The sequence below is a fragment of the Streptomyces plumbidurans genome (assembly GCF_019857225.1).
Classification (GTDB): Bacteria; Actinomycetota; Actinomycetes; order Streptomycetales; family Streptomycetaceae; genus Streptomyces; species Streptomyces plumbidurans.
In genome coordinates, this window is the sequence record NZ_JAFJSY010000175.1 from 1 (window position 1) to 816 (window position 816).

Below are 816 nucleotides of genomic sequence, written 5' to 3' on the forward strand. Positions count from 1 at the left end.
CGGCGAAGCCCACCTGGCCCTCGCGGGCAAGCCGCTGCACTCGCACGACTGACCCTCGGCAGACGAAGCGACTGTGCGACGTCGCGACGACACAGACTTCCGCAATTCGTAAGGAGCAACCGAAACCATGGCGGTTTCCGTAACCCTTCCGGCGCTCGGCGAGAGCGTCACCGAGGGCACTGTCACCCGCTGGCTGAAGGCCGAGGGCGAGCGCGTCGAGGCCGACGAGCCGCTGCTCGAGGTGTCGACCGACAAGGTCGACACCGAGATCCCCTCGCCCGCCGCCGGTGTCCTCGCCAGCATCAAGGTCGCCGAGGACGAGACCGTCGAGGTCGGCGCCGAACTGGCCGTCATCGACGACGGCAGCGGTGCCCCCGCGGCCGCCCCGGCCCCGGCCGCAGAGCCCGCCCCCGAGCCCGCCGCGGCTCCGGAGCCGGCCGCTGCCGCCCCGTCCACCGAGCAGGCCGCCCCGGCCCCGGCCCCCACCGCCGAGGCCACGTCCGGCGGCGGCAGCGCCGAGGGCACGGACGTCGTCCTGCCCGCGCTCGGCGAGTCCGTCACCGAGGGCACCGTCACCCGCTGGCTGAAGTCGGTCGGCGACTCCGTCGAGGCCGACGAGCCGCTGCTCGAGGTCTCCACGGACAAGGTCGACACGGAGATCCCGGCGCCCGCCTCGGGCACCCTGCTGGAGATCGTGGTCGGCGAGGACGAGACCGCCGAGGTCGGCGCCAAGCTCGCCGTCATCGGCGCCGCGGGTGCCGCTCCCGCGGCCGCCCCGGCCCCCGCCGCTCCGGCCCCGGCGCCCGCCGCCGAGGC

Annotated in this window: 1 protein-coding gene; it reads left to right on the top strand. The window is 75.7% G+C overall.

Annotated elements, in window-relative coordinates; translation table 11 throughout:
• Positions 1–127: 127 nt before the first annotated feature.
• A partial coding sequence (locus JYK17_RS40285) for a biotin/lipoyl-containing protein (protein ID WP_308011747.1) occupies positions 128–816 on the top strand: 689 nt, incomplete at its 3' end.